The following is a 17739-nucleotide window of genomic DNA, read 5'->3' as shown; positions in this document are numbered from 1 at the left end:
CGTGAAGGTCGAAGCCCGGATGTTCCTGGGCGTTGCCGTCTTCCTGTGGCTGGCAGCGGCCTTCTACGGCGTCTGGACGGGGCAGCCCAACAGCTTCTCGCACGGCCGGGTCGAGTGGGCCGGCTTCCTCGCCCTGATCCTCTCCGGCGGCCTGCTGTTCATCTCCGGCTCGTTCTTCTGGTTCGTGTCCCGGCGCATCGACGCCCGCCCGGAGGACCGCCCGGACGCCGAGATCGCCGAAGGCGCCGGGGAGCTCGGGTTCTTCAGCCCGGGCAGCTACTGGCCGGTCGGGCTCGCCGGTGCGGGCACCGTCGTCGGGCTGGGGTTGGCGTTCTTCCAGATGTGGCTGGTGATCGTCGGCGTGGCGCTGCTGCTGTTCACCATCGGCGGCCTGCTGTTCGAGTACTACATCGGCGGCCGTAAGCCGCTGTCGCACTGACGCGTTCGCGCCGCAACCGCGCCCCGCTTCCCCCCTGCTGTAACCACGACGCGGCCCGCCAGCGGTGCAACCGCGCCCCGCCAACGGCGCAACCGCGCCCCGCTTCCCCCCTGCCATACCGAAGACGCGGCCCGCCAGCGCCGCAACCGCGCCCCGCTTCCCCCCTGCCATACCGAAGACGCGGCCCGCCAGCGCCGCAACCGCGCCCCGCTTCCCCCCTGCTGTACCGAAAATTCGGGCCAAATTCTCGCTACAGCAGGGGGGAAGCCGCCGGAAAGTCGTCACACCGTGGGGGAAGCGGGCTGTACCGACCGGCAGAGGTCCTTAGCGATCTTGTTGCTGCTCGGCCACGAAGGGCAGGTCCCGGCCGCTCCATTGCTCCGTGCGCAGCCGGCGCCCCGCCAGACAACCCGGCCGACGCCGCTGTTCGCCGGCCACTTCAACCCGGCCGACGCCGCTGTTCGCCAGCCACTTGAACCCGGCCTGCGCCCCGGATCCCCGGCCGCTCCATCGCTCCATACGCGGGCCGACGCCGCTGTTCGCCGGCCACTTCAACCCGGCCGACGCCGCTGTGTCCCAGCCACTGAACTCCGGCCAGCGCCGCTCGGAGCCGGCCGCTCAATACCCGGCCAGCGCCGCTCTTATCCGGACGAGCGTGGCGGGCCAGTCGTGCACGACGTCGTCCCAGAAGACCCGGATCACGTCGTAGCCGAGCCGAGCCAGTCGTTCCTGGCGTCGCTTCTCACGCCACAGTTCCTTGCCGGTGTACTTGACTTGGCCGTCCATCTCCAGAATCACGCGCTGCTCGCGCCATAGGGCGTCCACCCGGTCGGTTCGGCCGGTCATCGGATCGTGGATCCGTACCTGCAATTCGGGCGGCGGCAGTCCGGCGTCGTGGCAGGCCAACCGAGTGATCGACTCCAGTGGCGATTCGGCCAGCGGATTGCCAAGGCTCAGCACGCTTCGTGCCCGCCGCACGCCCGGCCAGCCGCGTGCCCGGGCGAGCGCGTCGTCCACATCGGCCGGCCGCAACCCGAGTTCGCGCATTGCAGCGTCGGCCGCGACCAACCCGTCCCGCCGGTCGTGCCGCGCCAGATCGACCAGGCATCGGGACACGGTGGCCACGGGCGCGCCGTACCAGTCGGTGATCTCGTCCGCGGCCAGCCCGGCCGGTCGCACCAGCGCATGAGCGCGGTGACCGGGCGTGTGCGGTGGCGCTGCCGTGAGCTGCGGTTCAGTCGGCCGGGTGAACAGCGGCAGGCCATGCACGGTGGCGGCGCCGGTGCCGCTGATGACGTGGCCGGGGTTGGCGAGCGCAGCCGCGGTACACGCCAGCGCCAGCTTGCAACGCCTGGCCTGGTGTACCGCGTGTGGGTCCGAACGGTCGGCCTGCGGTACGGCGACGACCGCGAGTATGCCTCGACGTGGCGACCACCAGGTTCCGCGGTAAAGCATCCGCCGGATCGTCGATGCGGACGTCCCCGACTCGAGCGTCTGGGCCCGCGTGAGAACGAAGCCCTGCCGCACAGCTCGGCGCTCGGCAGCAGATCCCGAACGCAGCTCGTCCGCGCGTTGCCGCCACCAGTGCGCCGACTCGGCGACCGGTGACATGCCGCGGGAACTGTCGGCGAACATGTCGCCCCGTCGGTGCTCAGCAGCGTTGTCCGCGGCCACGTCAGACGGAGCGAGGACGTGCTCGACATACCATCGCGGTTCCGGGATCGAGGCCAGCGCTGCGGCGTTCAGCTCGGCAAGGTTCATGCGAACTAGGGTGCGCCGGCCCGCGGACAGGTTGCGCCGTTGTCCACATCGGTCGGGTTCTCCACAGCCGCGCACCAGGGCTGGACGTCCCGCTTCCCCCATCCACTTACGTAATCACGCCGTCTTCCCCCATCGGCTGACGAATCCAGGGCGCGGAAACTCGTCACCCGGTGGGGGAAGCGCGCGCCGGGCGGGCCGGCACCACGCGCCGGGCGGGCGAACTCGTCACCCGGTGGGGGAAGCGCGCGCCGGGCGGGCGGGCACCACGCGCCGGGGTCAGTTGATGCCGTGCACGTCCAGCCAGGACGCAATCGGGGCGGTGCCCTCGGTGGCCGGGGCCACGACCCGCGCGTGATCGCGCAGCCGCCCACTGGGGGCGCCGCTCACCACCAGCACCGGTCCGGGATGGCGGGCGGCCAGCAGCGCGAAGTCGCCGTCACCGGTGACCAGGATCAGCGGCACGTCGGCGGGGGAGTAGGCCTCGGCCAGCGCCGCGTCGGCACGCTGCCAGCCCGCGTGCGCCAGCAGCTCCGAGCTGGCGGGCCAGTCGAGGGCGTCCAGCGCATGGCGGCGGCCGCTGGCGGTCAGCTCGACGCCGCCCGCCAGCGCGCTGAGCAGGTCGAGGACGGGTTGCAGCCGCCGCGGTGACACGTTGTCCGCGTCTACCAGCACCCTGAGCACGGTCCCCCTGAGCAACGTGGCGCAGACAGCCGACCGTGCGCTACTCGGGCGAGGAGCTGCTGGACTCCAGCTCACGCGGCTCGTTGCCGCGCTGCTCCTGCGCCGCGTCGAGCTCGTCCAGCGCAGCCTGGATCTCCGGCTTCTCCTTCACCGGGTAGAAGAATCCGCGGATGTGCCTGAGCGGGGACGCGGCACCGAGCTGGCCCATCCGCTTGGGCACCGGGGTGCCGGCGTAGGTCAGCTGGCCGTGACCGTGCTCGTCCACCGGGCCCAGCGGCTGGTGCACCTCGATGAACTCGCCGGTCGGCAGCAGCTTGATGATGCCGGTCTCCAGGCCGTGCTCGAGCACCTCGCGGTCGTGCCGCTGCAGCCCCAGGCAGACGCGGTACGCGGCCACGTAGGCGATGGGCGGCAGGATCAGCAGCGCGATGCGCCCGCCCCAGGTCATGGCGTTCAGCGAGATGTCGAACGCCTTGGCGATGACGTCGTTGCCGCCGGACAGGAACAGCACCAGGTAGAACGTGATCGCCATCGCGCCGAGCGAGGTCCGGACCGGCACGTCACGCGGGCGCTGCAGCAGGTTGTGATGCGCCCTGTCCTTGGTCATCCGCGCCTCGATGAACGGGTACAGCCCGGCGAGAGTGAACAGGATGCCCGGCAGCACCACGGTCGGCCAGAACAGCGGCGGCAGCGTGTGGCCCCACAGCCTGATCTCCCAGGACGGGAACAGGCGGGTCGAGCCGTCCAGGAACATCATGTAGAAGTCGGGCTGCGATCCGGAGGACACCTGGGCCGGGTTGTACGGCCCGTACAGCCACACCGGGTTGATCTGGGCGAGGCCGCCCAGGGCGGCGAGCACACCGAAGACCATGAAGAAGAAACCGCCGGCCTTGGCCGCGTAGATCGGGTAGACCCGCTCGCCGCTGACCTGGTGCTCGGTGCGCCCCGGCTGCGGGAACTGGGTGTGCTTCTGCCGCACGACGAGCGCGAGGTGGGCGCCGATGAGGGCGGCCAGGATCGCCGGTATCAGCAGCACGTGCGCGATGTAGAAGCGTCCGATGATCAGCTCGCCCGGGAACGGGCCGCCGAACACGAGGAAGGAGATCCAGGTACCGACGATCGGGATCGAGAGCATGATCGCGTCGGCGATGCGAAGGCCGGTGCCCGAGAGCAGGTCGTCCGGCAGCGAGTAGCCGGCGAAGCCCTCGACGATGCCCAGCGTGATCAGGCCCAGCCCGATCAGCCAGTTCAGCTCGCGCGGCTTGCGGAACGCCCCGGTGAAGAAGATCCGGAACATGTGCACCATCATCGCGGCGACGAACAGCAGCGCCGCCCAGTGATGGATCTGGCGCACGATCAGGCCGCCGCGCACGTCGAAGGTGATGTTCAGCGTCGACTCGTACGCCTTGGACATCGTGATGCCGTTCAGCGGCAGGTACCGGCCGTGATAGACGGTCTCGGCCATCGACGGGTCGAAGAAGAACGACAGGTAGGTGCCGGTGAGCAGCAAGATGATGAACGAGTACAGCGCGATCTCGCCCATCATGAACGACCAGTGGTCCGGGAAGACCTTGTTCAGCTGCTTGCGGATCGGCCCGGCGAGGTTGAGCCGCTCGTCGAAGAACTTGGCGGCCTTGCCCTGCGGCGTGCGCGGGGTGTCGGTACGGCGAGACTTGCTCATCAGGAGCGCTCCCAGAAGCCGGGGCCGATCGGTTCGTTGAAGTCCTCGCGGGCCACGAAGTACTGCGTGCCGTCCTCGGCGACGACGACGTCCAGCGGCAGCTTCGGCAGGCTGCGGGTTGCCGGGCCGAACACCGGCTTGGCGTCCTGCAGCACCTCGAACTGCGACTGGTGGCACGGGCACAGCAACCGGGTGGTCTGCTGCTCGTACAGGGAGGCGGGGCAGCCGGCGTGCGTGCAGATCTTGGAGAACGCCAGGTACTCGGGATTGTGGGCGGGCCAGCCGAAGCCGGCCTGACCCTTGCGCGCCTTGACGGTCTGTCCCGGACGCAGCCGGATGAGCAGTGTCGGCGACGACGCGGACGTCACGCCGTCGTAGCCGTCGATCTTCTCGCGCACGCCGGGGAAGACGGTGGCGATGCCGCCGGGGGACAGGTCGTTCGGGCCGACCCGGCGCCAGTCGGCGTACACGAGCGGCACCCGCCCGCCGCTCTCCGGGAAGCGCTTCTTGTCCTTGCGGTACAGCGTGTGGTCCAGCTGGTCGCCGGGCTTCTTGAGCATGCCGCCGACCAGCGCCACGAGCGGCACCGTCGCGAGCGCGCCGCCGGCGAGGCCGAGCGACTTGAGGATCATCGAGCGACGCGGCAACCCGGTGTCCTCCAGGCCGCGCGCGAGCGTGGCCTCGGTCATCAGCTTGTCCTCTTCGGTGGACGGCTCGTCGTGCCGGTCCTGGATGATCTCCTCTTCGGGCATCAGCCACTTGGCCCACAGCACCAGGCCGAACGCCATGCCGAACAGCATCAACGCGATCAGGATGCCCAGCGCGGGCGTGTAGAAGCGGAAGTTCTGCGGCGTGCCGGGCAGGTGCCACTTGTAGGGCAGGGCGATGAACGCGACGATGAAGCCCACTCCGGCGAGCGCGGACAGCGTGAACATCGCGGCCACGCCACGCTCGGCGCGCTTCTCGGCCTTGGTGCCACGAACCGGGAAGCGGTCGCGGCGGCTGACGATGTGGACGCCGTCGGCCTCGGCGCCGGCCCGCATGGCGTCCTCGGTCGACATCTCCCGCAGCTCGTCGGCGCTCGGGCCCTCGGTCGGGTTACCGGTCACTGTGTTCCCTCGCTGGTCGTCGCTGCCCGTGCAGAGCTGGCGAAATCCTCCACTGCACTGCCGGGTGAAGTCGCGAGCTCGGTCATTCTGTCTTTGCCCCGATCCACAAGATGATCAGCATGATCGCGCCGATGCCGGCGACCCAGATGACAACCGCCTCGGACACCGGACCGATCCGGTCGATGCCGTGACCGCCCGGGTCCATGGAGGCCTTCAGGGTCTGGATGTAGCTGACGATCTGACGCTTCTCGCTCGGCGTGATCTGGTTGTCGCCGAAGACCGGCATGTTCTCCGGGCCGGTGAGCATCGCGGTGTAGATCTGCAGGTCGGTCGCATCGTTCAGCGACGGCGCGGTGGCGCCGGCGGACAGCGGCGCGCCCTTGAACGTCGTGCCGTGGCAGGACGCGCAGTTCAGCCGGAACAGGTTGCCGCCCTCGGCGAGGTCGGCGTCGTCGCGGACCGCCCCGCGCGGGATGTCCTCGCCACCGCCCATCGACTGCACGTACGCCGCGAGCTGGCGGGTCTGCTCGTCGGTGAACTTGGCGTCCTTGCGGTACTGCTCGGACCCCTGCCCGGTTGCCGGCATGCGTCCGGTGCTGACCTGGAAGTAGACGGCCGCGCCACCAACGCCGAGCAGCGGGACGCCGCGATCCTTCACGCCCTGCAGGTTCGCGCCGTGACAAGTGATGCACGAGGTCTCGTACAACTGGCGGCCGGCCGCGATGTCCGAGGCGCCGGTGGTGGTGTCCGAGGCACCGGAGGTGTTCGCGAACAGCGTGTAGGCGCCGCCGGTGCCGAGCAGCGCCACGGCCAGCACGGCAGCGGCGGTCAGGCGACGGCGCAGCCTGCCGAGCGAGCGCTTGCGCCCGGGCGAGCCGACGGACGCAGCTGCTGTGGCGCGCGGCTCGGCGCCGGTGACCGGCACCGCAGGCTCGAAACCGAACTCGCCGTCGTCGGCCATCTCGAGGTCGAAGTCCTTCAACTCGAAAGTCCCTTCACCGTCGCGGCGATTGCTCACTGGATGATGTAGATCGTGGCGAACAGGCCGATCCACACCACGTCGACGAAGTGCCAGTAGTAGGACACCACGATCGCCGACGTCGCCTGGGCGGGGGTGAACTTGCCCAGCGTCGTGCGGATCAGGAAGAAGACGAAGGCGAGCAGGCCGCCCATCACGTGCAGCGCGTGGAAGCCCTCGGTCAGGTAGAACACCGACCCGTACCCGGTGCGCGAGATCGTGTTGCCTTCGGCGACCTCCATCCGGAACTCGTTGAGCTGACCCAGCACGAAGATCAGGCCCATGAAGAACGTGATGGTGAACCAGCGACGCAGCTTGAACACGTCGCCCTTCTCGGCCGCGAAGACGCCCCACTGGCAGGTGAAGCTGGAGGCCACCAGGATGATCGTGAACGGCGTCGCGTAGGCGATCTTCGGCACGATCGCGTGACCGGCATCGATGCCACCGTCGTTCGGCAGGTGCATCGGCCAGTCCGGCATGTGCACCGCGCGCATCGTGAAGTACATCGCGAACAGTCCGGCGAAGAACATCAGCTCGCTGGAGAGCCAGACGATGGTGCCGACGCTGACGATGTTCGGACGCGTCAGCGAGTGCACCTTGCTGGACTCGAAGGGCGCCGTGGCAGTCGAGGTCACCCCCGCATTATGTCCTGTCCGGGGCCCGCCATCGCGTCGGGGTGGGGGTCGTGTTGCCGGTGGGTTCCGCCCGCCGCGGGATGCGCCGCGCGGGCGCCGATACGATCTGCAGCATGTCCGATCTGGGTGAGCGCGTCACCGTCCTCGTCTACAGCAACTCGGCGGACGTCCGGGCCCTGGTCCGTACCGCTGTCGGCCGTCGCCCGGCGCCCGACACCGGCCGCATCGAGTGGGTGGAGTGCGCCAACCACGCCGAGGTGGTCGCCCAGCTGGACGACGGCGGTCTGGACGTCGTGATCCTGGACGGCGAGGCCCAGCCCACGGGCGGAATGGGGCTGGCCCGCCAGTTCAAGTACGAGATCGACGACTGTCCGCCGATCGTGGTGCTGATCGCCCGCAGGCAGGACGGCTGGCTGGCGTCCTGGTCGCTCGCCGACGCCGTCATCCACACCCCGCTGGACCCGATCGAGGCCGCCGCGGTGGTCGCCGAGCAGCTGCGGCACCGCAGGTCCGGCATCCCGGTCGTCCGGTAGCGCCGGTGGCGCCCGATTCGCCGGTGCGGGACTGGCCGACGCTGTTCACCGCGCTGTCCCAGCGGCAGGACCTCAGCGCCGCCGACACCGCCTGGGCCATGGACGAGATCATGACCGGGCTGGCCACGCCCGCGCAGCTGGCCGCGTTCGCGGTGCTGCTGCGCGCCAAGGGGGAGACCCCCGACGAGCTCGCCGGCCTGGTGCAGACGATGCTGGCCCGCGCCGCACCTGTGCCGGTGAGCGGCCCCGCCGTGGACGTCGTCGGCACCGGCGCCGACCGCGCGCACACCGTCAACATCTCCACGATGGCCGCCCTGCTGGTGGCCGCGACCGGCCGGCGGGTGATCAAGCACGGTAACCGGGCAGCATCGTCGTCCTGCGGGACGGCCGATGTGCTGGAGGAGTTGGGCGTCGCGATCGACCTCGACGGCGTCGGCGTGGCCGAGACCGTGGCCGAGGTCGGCATCGGCTTCTGCTTCGCGCCGGTCTTCCACGCCGGGATGCGCCATGCCGGCGGCCCGCGCCGCGAGCTGGGCGTGCCGACGTTCTTCAACTTCCTGGGCCCGCTCACCAACCCGGCCCGGGTGGGCGCGGCCGCGGTGGGGTGTGCCGATCAGCGGATGGCTCCGGTGATGGCGGCCGTGCTCGCCGCGCGCGGCGACAGCGCGCTCGTCTTCCGTGGCGACGACGGCCTGGACGAGCTGACCACCACCACCACGTCCACCGTCTGGGTGGCCGCGGGTGGGACGGTGACCCCGGCTTCGCTCGACCCGGCCGCGTTCGGCATCGAGCCGGTCGTACCCGAGGCGCTGCGCGGCGGCGACCGGGTGCACAACGCCGCGGTGGTGCGCGAGGTGCTAGCCGGCGGCGCGCCACTGATCCGAGACGCCGTCGTGCTCAACGCCGCCGCCGCGATCGCCGCCCACGACGGGCTGGCCGGTCGCCCGCTGCACGACGCGGTCGCAGCCGGCCTGGTCGAGGCGCGGCGGGCGATCGACGAGGGCGCCGCGACCGACATCCTGGAACGCTGGATCGACGCCAGCCAGGCCGCTCGCGGCTGAGGCCGGGTGGGACACTGGGACCATGTCCGCGCGTTCGGCCCGCCTGCCCCGTCTTGTCCTGCTCACCTGGGCGATCGCGCTGGCGGCACTGGCGGTCCTGGGCGTAGCGGTCGCGCACTACCTGCGCGCCGGCAGCGGGCACGACATGCACGCGATGCACATGGGCGGGCTGGACGCCGCCGACGCGTTGTCGCGCGCCGGCGCCGACCCGTTCGGTCCGCTGCTCGGATCGGCGCTGGTCACCAAGTGGCAGCTGAACGCGATCGCGGTCGCCGTCCTGGTGCTCATGGCGGCCTGGTACCTGACCGCGGTCGCGCTGGTGCCGGTCCGCTCGCCCGGCATGCGCTGGCCGCTCAAGCGCACCGTGCTGTTCATGCTCGGGCTGTTCGTGTGCGGGTACGCGACCAACGGCGCGATCGCCGTCTACGACCAGGTGCTGTTCACCGCGCACATGGCCGGCCACCTCGCGCTGGTGATGCTGGCCCCGGCGCTGCTGATCGCCGGCCGGCCGCTGCGGCTGGCCATGACGGCGAGCACGCCGAAACGGCGGGACCGCCTGGAGCGGATCCTCAAGGGGCGCATCGTCACCGTCCTGACCGCACCGCCGATCGCCCTGGCCACGTACACGATCGTGATCGTCGGCAGCCACCTCACCGGGCTGATGGACACGATCATGCAGAACACCTGGGCCGGCGAGGTCGAGCACGTGGTGTACGTGATCGCCGGATGCCAGTTCTTCCTGCTCGTCGTCGGTGACGAGCCGATCCGCTGGCGGCTCTCCTCGCCGGTGCGCTGGTTGCTGCTCGCGCTGTCGATGGCCGTCGACACGTTCACCGGGATCGTGCTGATGCAGGGCAGCCACACCGTGTCGATGCAGGTCTCGCCGGACGTCGCGGTGAATGCGCTCTCGGACACCCGGACGGGTGGCGCGATGATGTGGTTCGCCGGCGACGGGATCATGGCCGCGATCATGATCACACTGGTGATCGGCTGGCTGCGCCGGGTCGGGACCGATCAGGCGGACGAGTCGGGCTGGCTGGAACAGGCCCGGCGGGCGACGTTCACCGAGCACACCGGCAGCGCCGACACCCAGGCCGAGACGTTCGACGAGGACGACGCGACGCGCAAGTCCTACAACGCCTGGCTCGCCGACCTGGAACGCCGCGGCTGACGCGGGAGCTGACGCGGCGGCTGCCCTCAGGAGCCGATGTCGAACGCGGCGTCCAGGTCGTGCCGGGAGTACGCGCGGAATGCGATGTGCGTGTCGGTATCGACCACGCCCGGCAGCTTGGACAGCCGGCCGGCGATCGTCTCGGCGATCTGGTCGAACTCGCGCACCCGCACGATCGCGATCAGGTCGGCGTCGCCCGCGACCGAGTAGACCTCGCTGACCCCGTCCAGCTCGGCGATCTGCTGCGCGACTTCGGGGATCTTGTCGGTCTCGACCGAGACCATGACGATGGCGGTGACCACGGCGCCATCGTATTGCCCGGCTCAGGCGCTCGCGCGGGCCGGGCGAGCGCTCATCGGCAGCGGCCGCCGGTCGGCGAACGGTGACGCGGCCCGCTGCGCCGAGTCGGCCGCCAGCCAGGACACCAGGCCGCCGGCCCCGTGCGCCGGTACGGCCCACGGGTGCGTGGCGTGCACCAGCCGCACGCCCGGTTCCTCGAGCCAGCGCAGGATGCACTCGCTCTCCTCGGTCAGCGCCTCGTGCTCGGGATCGACGGTGTCTGCGGTGGCCAGCAGCGCCTCGATGACCGGCCACGGCGCGGTGCCGGCCGGCGCCACCCCCGCGGCCGCGAGCCGGCCGCGGCGCACGACCACGATGTCCCACCCCGGGTGACCGGGCCGCGCGCCGGTGTCGCGCCGGGCGTGCTTGTCGTCGGCCGGGCGGGCGGCCACCAGCTCGTCGATGCCGGTCAGCGCCTGCAGCCGCTGCATGCGGGCGCAGGCGCGCACGACGGTGGCGATCCGGTCGCGCACGACCGCGGCCTGCTCGTACCGCTGCGCCGCGGACAGCTCGGCGAGCTTGCGCTCGAGCGGGCCGATCAGCGGCCGCACGTCGCCGGCCCACGCCGCTGCCACCAGGTCGGCGAGCGCGGCGTAGTCGGCCGCCGGAACCTTGCCCTCGCACGGGGCGGAGCACCGGCCGATGCCGGCGAGCGCGCATGCCGCGCGCACCACCCGGCGCACGCTCAGCCGATCGGTGCACTGGCGCAGCGGCACCGCGTCGTGGATCGCGTCGCGGACCGCCTCGGCCTGCCGCTGCGAGCGCAGCGGCCCGAGGTAGGCGGCCGCTTCCCCGCGCGCCGTCGGCACGATGGACAGCCGTGGAAAGGCCTCGTCGGTGAGCTTGAGCCACGCCGAGCGCTCCGGGAACTTGGACCGGCGGTTGTAGCGCGGCTTGTGCGCGGCGATCAGCCGCAGCTCGCGCACCTGCGCCTCGAGCGGGTGCGCGCAGACGATCGGGTCGACCCGCTCGGCCAGCCCGACCATCTCGCCCATCCTGGTCCGGGTCTCGCTGGCGACGAAGTACTGCCGCACCCGCGAGCGCAGGTTGCGGCTGGTGCCCACGTACAGCGGCGTCCCCTGCGCGTCGCGGAACACGTAGACGCCGGGCGCGGCGGGCAGCCCGTCGGCGAGGTGCCGCTTGCGGCGCTGTGCCGGCGAGACCTGCGCGGTGAACGCGCGCAGCTCCGGCAGCGACTGCACGCCCAGGCTGCCGAGGCGGCCGATCAGCGCGTGCAGCACGTCGACGGTCGCCCGGGCGTCGGCCAGCGCGCGGTGGTTGGGCGAGGTGCCGGCGCCGAAGAAGGCCGCCAGGGTGCCCAGCTTGCAGTTGGGCACCTCGTCGCGGGTCAGCACCCGGCGGGCGAGCAGTGCCGTGTCGACGACCGGGAAGCCCGGCCAGGCGAGGCCCTGATCGATGCACGCGGCGCGCAGGAACCCGACGTCGAACGGCGCGTTGTGCGCCACCAGCACGCTGCCGCGCGCGAACTCCAGGAACGCGGGCAGCACCGAGCCGATCCGCGGCGAGCCGGACACCATCGCGTCGGTGATGCCGGTCAGCACGCTGACGAACGGGGTGATCGGGACGCCGGGATCGACCAGGGTCTGGAACTCGCCCCGGACCTCGCCGCCGCAGACCCGCACCGCGCCCACCTCGGTGATGGCGTCGGCCGCCGCCGAGCCGCCGGTGGTCTCCAGGTCGACCACCGTGAACGTGGTCAGCCGCAGCGGCTCGTCCAGCTCGTCCAAGCTGGTCTGCACGTATGCCGGATGCGCCATGACCGGGACGGTAGGCCGGGGGTACGACGAAAACCCGGCGGCGCGCCCGCACCGGCCCGTACCCTGGCGCTATGAGCGCGGCCGAGGTTCCGGAGCAGGACGCCGGCGGCGTCGCACTGCCCGAACCCGCGCGCCAGCAGGTGATCCAGCTCGCCGCCGACCTGCTCGGCCGCCTCAAGCCGGCCGAGATCCCGGCGCCGCTTCGGGCGATCGCCAAGTTCACGCCCGCCGCGCGCCGGCAACGGGGCAGCGTGCTGATCGCGGCCACTCTGGACACCGACGACGCGTTCCGCGAGCGGGTTGCCGAGGCCGTCGCCGAGACCCTGCCCACGCTCGTGGCGGCGATCTCGGCCGGTGATCGGACCGCGGCGTCCGAACCTGTCGACGTCGCCGCGGTGGCCTACCTGGTGCGGCCGGACGGCTGGCAGGCGGTGGTCGCCGAGGCCGGCGCGCGCTGGGCGGCCGGGCGCAGCCACGAGGAGGAGTTCGGCCAGGAGCGCGCCCGGCTGCTGGCCGAGATCGCCGAACTGCGTGCGCGCGCCAAGGCCGACGCCGCGCGCACCAAGGAGGCGGTCGCGGCGGCCGGCGCCGAGGCTGCGGCCGAACTGGCCGAGCTCAAGCGTGCGCTGCGCATCCGCACGGGCGACATGCGTGCCGCCGAACGCGCCCGCGACGCCGCGCAGGCCGCGCTCGCCGACGCCGAGGCCCGCGCGGAGAAGGCGGAGGCGGCCAGGGAGGCGGACAGCCGCCGGTTCCGCGCCCGGATCACCGAGCTGGAACGGGCCGGCGAGAGCGTGCGCCGCGACGCCCGCAGCGACCGCGACGTCGACGACGCCCGCCTCTGGCTGCTGCTGGAGACGCTGAAGGAAGCGACGGCCGGCGTGCGCCGCGAGCTGTCCCTGCCACCGCCGTCGGTGCGTCCGGCCGACTCGGTCATGCCGGCGAACGAGCCCGAGACGGGGCGGACGGCCCGCGATGCGGCCGCACTGGATCGGCTGCTCGCACTGCCCCAGGTGCACCTGATCGTCGACGGCTACAACGTCACCAAGACCGGGTACGACGAGCTGCCGCTGGCCGAGCAGCGGGAGCGGCTGATCGGCGCCCTGGCCGCGCTGGCCGCGCGCTGCGGGGCGGAGGTGACGGTCGCGTTCGACGGCAAGACCCGCCCGACGGTGCAGCCACGCGTGCCCCGCGGTGTCCGGGTGCAGTTCAGTGTCGGGGAGATCGCCGACGACCTGATCCGCCGGCTGGTGGCCGCCGAGCCGCGGGGCCGGCCGGTGGTCGTGGTCACGTCCGACCGGGAGATCGTGGCCGACGTGCACCGGGCCGGAGCCTGGACGGCGCCGTCGGCCGTGCTGCTCGCCCTGCTCGGCTGAGCCCGACGCCCTCCGACCCAGGGCGCCCGGCCGTGCGGGACGAAGGCAGCGACACTCCGAGCGACGCCCGCGCCACGCGACGTCCGCGAAAACTGTCGGTGCCGCCTCCTAGCGTCCGTGGCGTTCGACACCGCCAGGGCGAGGAGGCCCGCATGCTGATCGACTGCAACACCTGCCCGGTGCAGGGCGAGGGATGTCCCGATTGCGTGGTCGCGTTCCTGCTGGAGCGACCACCCGCACCCGTCGAGTTGGATGCGGCCGAGCGGCGCGCGCTGGACCGGCTGGCACACGCCGGGCTCGTGCCGCAACTGAAATTCGTGCCCGTTTCCTCACGTTCTGTCCGGGATAGTGCCTAGAATTCTCGGGTGGTTCGACTACCCACCAGGGGGTCGCATTGCACCTGGGGAGCGAGGGTCGTAACCTTTCCGAGACATTCCGGCTTCCTGACGCTCACCGCGAGCATCACCGGATGTCACCGCCGAATCGCACGACATCGGGACCGACGCTCAAACGCGTTCGATCGCGGTGGCGAACCGGGGACCCAAACGTCTCCTGGGGTGAATCGGTGCGGGGATGGCTGCTCGATCAGCGGGCCGTCCTTGTGCCGTAGGGCTACTTCCGGCCCGAACCCGTCAGCTAACTCGGTAGGCGGACTCAAGGAAGAACGGAGCTCGGCCAACAGTGGCGAAAGCAAGTACGCGTCCCGTCCGGCCCCTACTCGCGATCGTGGCTCTCGGCGCGGCCACGCTCCTGACCCCCTCCTTTGCCGCCGCGACGCCGGAGGTGCCCGGCCGGGCGCCCAGCGTCGCGGACGTGCAGCGGGAACTGGGGCAGCTCGCGCTGCAGAACACGCAACTCGTCGAGCAGTTCGACAAGGCGCAGATCGACGTCCAGACCAAGCGGGTCGCCGCCGCCAAGGCGGGCCTGGCCGCGGAGAAGGCCGACCTGGCGTTCCAGTCGGCCCGCCAGCAGCTCGGCGCCGCGGCCGCCGCGATGTACGAGGGCGGCAGCTTCAGCGCCACCGGTGCGCTGCTGTCGAGCAACAGCGGCTCCAGCTATCTCGATCAACTGCAGACGCTGTCGATGATCTCCTCGCACACCGCGCAGATCGTCCGCGGCCTCACCGCCGCGCAGAAGACGGCGGACGCGGCCCGGGCCAAAGCCAAGACGCTGCTCAAGGCCGCCAAGGACAAGCGTGACGCGCTCGCCGCCAAGCGCACCCAGGTCGACCGCCAGCTGAACAAGTACCGCACCCTGCTGGACTCGCTCACCGCCGCGCAGCGCGCCGCGTACCAGCGTCAGGTCAACCCGACCGTCAGCAGCTCGCGCCTGGACCAGCTGCGCGCCAATGTGCCGCCCGCCAACTCCAAGGCAGCCGCCCAGGCCGTCCGCTTCGCCCTCAAGCAGGTCGGCAAGCCGTACGTGTACGGCGCGGCCGGTCCCGGCAGCTATGACTGCTCCGGCCTGACGATGGCGGCGTGGGCCTCGGCCGGTGTCAGCCTGCCGCACTCGGCCGCAGACCAGTACAACTACGGCCATCACGTCTCGTTCAGCCAGCTCGAACCCGGCGATCTGCTGTTCTACTACTCGCCGATCGGGCACGTCACGATCTACATCGGCGACGGCCTGATGGTGTCCGCGCCGCAGGACGGTGAGAACGTCTCGGTCGTGCCGGCGGTGCAGGGCAACGGCTACGTCGGCTCGACCCGGCTGACCGGCTGACGCCAGCCGCCGCGGTGCTCGCAGCTGCGGACCGGGCCCGGCCCAGGTCCGTCGCGCGCGTGCTCGCCGTGATGCTGCTGCTCACCGGCACCGCTGCTGCCTGCTCCTCCGGCGGCGGGCACCGGCGTGACGCCCCCACCGTCGCGGAGATCAGCGAGCTGCTGGCCAGGCACGCGCGCGAGCTGCTGACCGGGTCGCGGGCCGGCTTCCTCGCCGACGTCGACACCGCGGCCGCCGCGAAGGCGTTCCGGTCGCGGCAGGCGGCTCAGCTCGACAACCTCGCCGACGTCCCGCTGCAGTCCTGGCGCTACTCGGTCGCCGCGCCGGTCACCGACGGCACCGCCCTGGCAGCGGCGACGCGTCGCTACGGGGCACCCGCGCGGATCGTCCGGGTGAGCCTGCAGTACCGGCTGCGCGGCGTGGACGCCGATCCGGACCGGCACGACCTGTGGTGGACGTTCGTGCGGCGCGGCGGCCGGGTGCTGCTCGCCGGCGACGACGATCTGGCCGACACGGGCGGGACGAGCTGGCGTGGGCCCTGGGACTTCGGCGCTGTTGTCGTCGCCCGCGGCACGTCGAGCCTGGTGCTGGGGCACATCGCGAACGCGACCGCGCTGACCCGCCTGGCCGGTGTCGCCGACGCCGCCGTCCCGGCCGTGACGGCGGTCTGGGGTGGCGCCTGGTCGCAGCGGGTGGCCGTCGTGGTGCCCGCCGACGGCGCCGAGTTCGCGGCGCTCACCGGTGGTACCGCCGACGCCGACGTCTCCGCGACGGCGGTCACGGCCGGCGTCGACCCCGTGACCGGACGGCCGTACGGCCAGCGCCTGGTGCTGTCGCCGACGGCCCCCGGCACACTGTCCGGCGTGGGCGAGCAGATCGTGATCCGGCACGAGCTCACCCACCTGGCCGCGGCAGCGGACACGTCCGAGAGCACGCCTCGCTGGGTCGTCGAAGGCTTCGCCGATTACGTCGGCGAGCGCGGCAGCGGCCAGTCGGTGGCCGTCGCCGCAGCCGAGCTGCGCCGGGACGTCCTGGCCGGCGACGTCCCGGCGGCCCTACCCGCGGACAGCGCGTTCGCGGCCGGTGCCCCGGGCCGGGCCCAGGCGTACGAGCAGGCGTGGCTGGCCTGCCGGCTGCTCGCGGCGCGCGCCGGGGTCGTCGGGCTGGCCCGCTTCTACCGCGCAGTCGGGACGGCCGTGGCGCCGGCCGCGCAGGCGGTCGCCACCGCGCTGCACGCCGCGGTGGGCCTGTCCCTGGCCGCGTTCACCGCGCAGTGGCGCGCCTACCTCATCCGCGAGTTGGGCTGAGCCGTGACACGTCGGACGCTGATCGTCACGAACGACTTCCCGCCCCGGCAGGGCGGCATCCAGTCGTTCGTGCACGAACTCGCGGTGCGCCAGCCGGCCGGATCGGTGGTCGTCTACGCCTCCGACCACGAGGGGTCAGCGGGGTTCGACGCCGCGCAGCCGTTCCCCGTCGTGCGGCACCGGACCGGGCTGCTACTGCCGACCCCGGGCGCCGCGCGGCGGATCTCCGCGGTGTTGCGCGAGCACGGGTGCAGCGCGGTGTGGTTCGGCGCGTCCGCACCGCTCGGCCTGCTCGCTGCCACACTGCGCGGTGCGGGTGCGCAGCGGATCGTGGCGAGCACGCACGGGCATGAGGTCGGCTGGGCGATGCTGCCGGGCGGGCGCCAGGCGCTGCGCCGGATCGGCCGGCACTGCGACGTGATCACCTATCTCGGCGAGTACACCCGGCGCCGGCTGGCGGGTGCGTTCGGCCCGCATGCCTGCCTGCGCCGGCTCACACCTGGAGTGGACGTCGAGACCTTCCGCCCGGACGTCGACGGCTCGGTGGTCCGTGTGCGGCACGGGCTCAGCGGCCGGCCGGTGATCGTGTGCGTCTCCCGGCTGGTTCCGCGCAAGGGCCAGGACACCCTGATCCAGGCGCTGCCCCTCGTGCGCCGCGAGGTCCCGGACGCCGCGCTGCTGCTGGTCGGCAAGGGCCCGTACCACGACGAGCTGCTCGAGCTGGCCGCCCGGCACGGCGTGATCGACCACGTCGTGCTCACCGGCGGCGTGCCGTACCCCGAGCTGGCCGCGCACTACGCGGCCGGCGACGTGTTCGCGATGCCGTGCCGCACGCGGCGGGCCGGGATGGACGTCGAGGGCCTGGGCATCGTGTACCTCGAGGCGTCCGCGGTGGGGCTGCCGGTGCTGGCCGGCGACTCGGGCGGCGCGCCGGACGCGGTGCTGGCCGGCCAGAGCGGATACGTCGTCGACGGCACGTCGGTCGACGCCGTCGCGAGCAGGCTCGTCGAGCTGTTGCAGGACGCCGACCTGCGGGCCCGGATGGGCAAGGCCGGCCGGGCGTGGGTCGAGCGCGCGTGGCGCTGGGACGTGCTGGCCGGGCAACTGCAGGAGCTGCTGCAGTCCTGA

The 17739-nt window shown here is 72.1% G+C and carries 17 protein-coding genes and 1 riboswitch; of the genes, 9 read left to right on the top strand and 8 right to left on the bottom strand.

What is annotated here, in order from left to right; genetic code table 11:
- The first annotated feature begins 1 nt into the window (after position 1).
- Positions 2-439: a cytochrome c oxidase subunit 4 gene (locus tag M6B22_RS04490; protein WP_269444582.1), complete on the top strand. Its 438-nt coding sequence runs from the start codon at positions 2-4 to the stop codon at positions 437-439.
- A gap of 618 nt (positions 440-1057) precedes the next feature.
- Here the strand turns inward: M6B22_RS04490 and M6B22_RS04485 are convergent.
- The 6 genes from M6B22_RS04485 to ctaE all read right to left on the bottom strand — a co-directional run bounded on the left by M6B22_RS04485 (position 1058) and on the right by ctaE (position 7285).
- Entirely contained in the window at positions 1058-2200 is a 1143-nt protein-coding gene (locus M6B22_RS04485; RefSeq protein ID WP_269444581.1) for a DUF559 domain-containing protein, read from the bottom strand.
- A gap of 276 nt (positions 2201-2476) precedes the next feature.
- Positions 2477-2872 carry a hypothetical protein gene (locus M6B22_RS04480; protein WP_269444580.1) on the bottom strand — a complete coding sequence of 132 codons (396 nt, stop codon included), beginning with the start codon at positions 2870-2872 and terminating at the stop codon, positions 2477-2479.
- A 49-nt stretch (positions 2873-2921) separates the two neighbouring features.
- A complete protein-coding gene (gene qcrB, locus M6B22_RS04475; protein WP_269444579.1) occupies positions 2922-4562 on the bottom strand; it encodes a cytochrome bc1 complex cytochrome b subunit in 1641 nt (546 codons plus the stop codon).
- Entirely contained in the window at positions 4562-5671 is a 1110-nt protein-coding gene (gene qcrA, locus M6B22_RS04470; protein WP_269444578.1) for a cytochrome bc1 complex Rieske iron-sulfur subunit, read from the bottom strand. The genes qcrB and qcrA overlap by 1 nt, the downstream gene beginning before the upstream one ends.
- Before the next feature lie 82 nt (positions 5672-5753).
- A complete protein-coding gene (gene qcrC / locus M6B22_RS04465; protein WP_269444577.1) occupies positions 5754-6689 on the bottom strand; it encodes a cytochrome bc1 complex diheme cytochrome c subunit in 936 nt (311 codons plus the stop codon).
- Complete coding sequence (gene ctaE, locus M6B22_RS04460) at positions 6686-7285, bottom strand: aa3-type cytochrome oxidase subunit III (RefSeq protein ID WP_456237619.1); 600 nt, start codon at positions 7283-7285, stop codon at positions 6686-6688. The genes qcrC and ctaE overlap by 4 nt, the downstream gene beginning before the upstream one ends.
- Before the next feature lie 152 nt (positions 7286-7437).
- Here ctaE and M6B22_RS04455 point away from each other — a divergent pair, with 152 nt between their 5' ends.
- From M6B22_RS04455 to M6B22_RS04445, 3 genes are read left to right on the top strand one after another with little or no spacing between them, the layout of a single operon-like run.
- The gene (locus M6B22_RS04455) at positions 7438-7857 is read left to right on the top strand and encodes a response regulator (RefSeq protein ID WP_269444575.1); all 420 of its coding nucleotides are present in this window, start codon (positions 7438-7440) and stop codon (positions 7855-7857) included.
- A 5-nt stretch (positions 7858-7862) separates the two neighbouring features.
- A complete protein-coding gene (gene trpD, locus M6B22_RS04450; protein WP_269444574.1) occupies positions 7863-8918 on the top strand; it encodes an anthranilate phosphoribosyltransferase in 1056 nt (351 codons plus the stop codon).
- A gap of 22 nt (positions 8919-8940) precedes the next feature.
- On the top strand, positions 8941-10089 hold the full coding sequence (locus tag M6B22_RS04445) for a cytochrome c oxidase assembly protein (protein WP_269444573.1): 1149 nt from the start codon (positions 8941-8943) through the stop codon (positions 10087-10089).
- A 26-nt stretch (positions 10090-10115) separates the two neighbouring features.
- Here M6B22_RS04445 and M6B22_RS04440 read toward each other — a convergent pair whose 3' ends face one another.
- Complete coding sequence (locus M6B22_RS04440) at positions 10116-10391, bottom strand: Lrp/AsnC family transcriptional regulator (RefSeq protein WP_269444572.1); 276 nt, start codon at positions 10389-10391, stop codon at positions 10116-10118.
- A gap of 21 nt (positions 10392-10412) precedes the next feature.
- The gene (locus tag M6B22_RS04435) at positions 10413-12206 is read right to left on the bottom strand and encodes a DEDD exonuclease domain-containing protein (protein ID WP_269444571.1); all 1794 of its coding nucleotides are present in this window, start codon (positions 12204-12206) and stop codon (positions 10413-10415) included.
- Positions 12207-12277: 71 nt separating this feature from the next.
- Between M6B22_RS04435 and M6B22_RS04430 the strand changes: the two genes are divergently transcribed.
- From M6B22_RS04430 to M6B22_RS04410, 5 genes are all read left to right on the top strand, one after another.
- On the top strand, positions 12278-13582 hold the full coding sequence (locus M6B22_RS04430) for an NYN domain-containing protein (protein WP_269444570.1): 1305 nt from the start codon (positions 12278-12280) through the stop codon (positions 13580-13582).
- A gap of 152 nt (positions 13583-13734) precedes the next feature.
- A complete protein-coding gene (locus tag M6B22_RS04425) occupies positions 13735-13938 on the top strand; it encodes a hypothetical protein (protein ID WP_269444569.1) in 204 nt (67 codons plus the stop codon).
- Between the two features lie 147 nt (positions 13939-14085).
- Positions 14086-14249: riboswitch (cyclic di-AMP (ydaO/yuaA leader) on the top strand.
- Positions 14250-14308: 59 nt separating this feature from the next.
- Positions 14309-15304, top strand: a complete 996-nt coding sequence (locus M6B22_RS04420; protein WP_269444568.1) for a C40 family peptidase — start codon at positions 14309-14311, stop codon at positions 15302-15304.
- A gap of 59 nt (positions 15305-15363) precedes the next feature.
- Positions 15364-16611, top strand: coding sequence for a hypothetical protein (locus tag M6B22_RS04415; protein ID WP_269444567.1), 1248 nt, complete (start codon positions 15364-15366; stop codon positions 16609-16611).
- A gap of 3 nt (positions 16612-16614) precedes the next feature.
- Positions 16615-17739 (top strand): glycosyltransferase family 4 protein, encoded by a 1125-nt coding sequence (locus M6B22_RS04410; RefSeq protein WP_269444566.1) that lies wholly within the window; start codon positions 16615-16617, stop codon positions 17737-17739.

Origin of the sequence: Jatrophihabitans cynanchi (assembly GCF_027247405.1) — a bacterium.
Taxonomy (GTDB): domain Bacteria; phylum Actinomycetota; class Actinomycetes; order Mycobacteriales; family Jatrophihabitantaceae; genus Jatrophihabitans_B; species Jatrophihabitans_B cynanchi.
The sequence above is the reverse complement of the archived record's forward strand: the minus strand, read 5'-3'. Positions and strand labels throughout refer to the sequence as shown.

Coding starts and splice junctions, on each gene's coding strand:
- M6B22_RS04455 (WP_269444575.1), top strand. CDS start 7,438: ATGTCCGATCTGGGTGAGCGCGTCACCGTCCTCGTCTACAGCAACTCG.
- M6B22_RS04430 (WP_269444570.1), top strand. CDS start 12,278: ATGAGCGCGGCCGAGGTTCCGGAGCAGGACGCCGGCGGCGTCGCACTG.
- M6B22_RS04445 (WP_269444573.1), top strand. CDS start 8,941: ATGTCCGCGCGTTCGGCCCGCCTGCCCCGTCTTGTCCTGCTCACCTGG.
- qcrB (WP_269444579.1), bottom strand. CDS start 4,562: ATGAGCAAGTCTCGCCGTACCGACACCCCGCGCACGCCGCAGGGCAAG.
- M6B22_RS04435 (WP_269444571.1), bottom strand. CDS start 12,206: ATGGCGCATCCGGCATACGTGCAGACCAGCTTGGACGAGCTGGACGAG.
- M6B22_RS04425 (WP_269444569.1), top strand. CDS start 13,735: ATGCTGATCGACTGCAACACCTGCCCGGTGCAGGGCGAGGGATGTCCC.
- M6B22_RS04485 (WP_269444581.1), bottom strand. CDS start 2,200: ATGAACCTTGCCGAGCTGAACGCCGCAGCGCTGGCCTCGATCCCGGAA.